We start from the raw sequence: 1,766 nt of genomic DNA on the forward strand, positions 1-1,766 counted from the left end.
TCTCCAATTAAGTTAATACTGAATGTTTTCAGTTGAATTATTCAAAACAAATAAGGCAACTGATGGAAAAGACAAACATAAGCGAATATAAAATTAAAGAATGGCTTGAATACTATGAAATTCATGGAAGATTAAAAGCATTCCTAGAAACTTAAGATTTTTCATGTGAAATTTTTTATTAATTCTGTTTATTTGATAACGTTGTTATATTATTTTGGGATTAGGATTTGATTTTCGTAAGTTTTTTATATGATTTGTGAACAGAACTATTAAACAAGATGTGAAAACTCACTAATTTTTGGTGAAATTATTTGATTAGTGTGTTTTTTTCTTGTTTCCTGGATGTTTATTATAAACATCCGGGGTTTTTCGTTCTTTATTATTGTATTGATTTTCTTTATATTGTATTAGTTCTTTAGATGCTTCTTTTACTATAAAATCGATTATTTGCTCTCTTTTCGTTTGCGTTTCAAATATTAGGTCAAATAAGAATAAATAGATGTTTCCCGTTATTTTTGCGAAATTCGACTGATAAATTATTTTTTCATCTTTATTTCTGGGTATTCTTGTTATATTGTTTTCTGCATGATTTTTAATTGTCATTGCTAGGTTATAAACGAATATGTGGGCGTGAAAATCTTGTTCGATTATTGTTCTTCGAATTCCGCTGAAATCTTCGATTTCGATTAAATTTTTTAATCTGTCAAATCCAGTTTCAACTGCCCATCTTTTACCATATAATTCTTTTAAATCTTCTGTTGAGAATTCTTCAGATGTTAAATTTGTTGCAAGTATTTCAGGTTCGTTCTTACCAATATCTACTAATGCTATGCGAATTTCTAATCGCCCCATCTTTCTTGCTTTTTCTTTTAAATTTTCATCATCAAAATGACTTAATCTATTATTTGTTAAATTTATTTTTATAATTTCATCATTAGTCTTCATTTGTTTGATTAAATGTCTAAATACATTTTTTGGTAGTCTTATTAAAAATTTAGAGTTTAAATCAATGGTTTTTGCCATGAGTTCGATTGATGGATATCCTCGATCGTAAATGGTAATTAATTTTGTAATGTTTAATCTTTGTTTTAAGTTCTCTAAATGTTCAATTGCTAAATCTACTTCATTTATTGTTGTTTCAACAATTTTTGCTGTTAAAATATGTTTAGAATGAACGTCTAAAAGACATGAAACTCTTGCACGAATTCTTTTTTCTTTTAACAGGTTTTCATCACCAACAGGGAATTCTTCACGTGTTAAAGTAACATTGGGAAGATCAATAATACTTCCATCACAAGCACTAACAATATATCCTTTAAATTTTGAAAATCCAGAATATTTGCCATATAATTGGTCAATAAAAGATTCATTCATATCAATAAAAACTTTTGGGTCAATGAACATTCTTTGTTTTCCAATTCCTTGGCTAGAAATTGTTTTAAACTTCTTATTCAATCCTATTGTGAAAAATCTAATCGTTTCAATATAAGATGTACAGCTTCTTTGAGAAAGAATAAATGTTGTATACTCTTTTTGAGTCATTTTTCTATCTCTAATAAACTTATTATCTTCAGTTACATATTTTTCAGATATAAAAACATCAAATAAACTGAAAAAATCTTTGACAAATCTATCATAAGAATACATCAATCCAACCCCCAATCAAATAAATTCATGATTAAAAAACTTTAATTACTTATATAAATATATATAATTAATAATATTTAAAATAAACTATTAATAATTATTAAAATTAGATATAAATA

Annotated in this window: 1 protein-coding gene; it reads right to left on the bottom strand. The window is 25.5% G+C overall.

Going from position 1 to position 1,766, the window contains the following annotated elements:
* Nucleotides 1-315 precede the first annotated feature (315 nt).
* Nucleotides 316-1,647 (bottom strand): IS4 family transposase, encoded by a 1,332-nt coding sequence (locus Q9968_RS09600; protein WP_305515857.1) that lies wholly within the window; start codon nucleotides 1,645-1,647, stop codon nucleotides 316-318.
* Nucleotides 1,648-1,766 lie beyond the last annotated feature (119 nt).

This window comes from Methanobrevibacter sp. V14 (assembly GCF_963082475.1).
In the GTDB taxonomy this organism is placed as follows: Archaea; Methanobacteriota; Methanobacteria; order Methanobacteriales; family Methanobacteriaceae; genus Methanocatella.

Excerpts from the sequence above, each read along its gene's own strand:
- Q9968_RS09600 (WP_305515857.1), bottom strand. The coding sequence starts at position 1,647 with ATGTATTCTTATGATAGATTTGTCAAAGATTTTTTCAGTTTATTTGAT.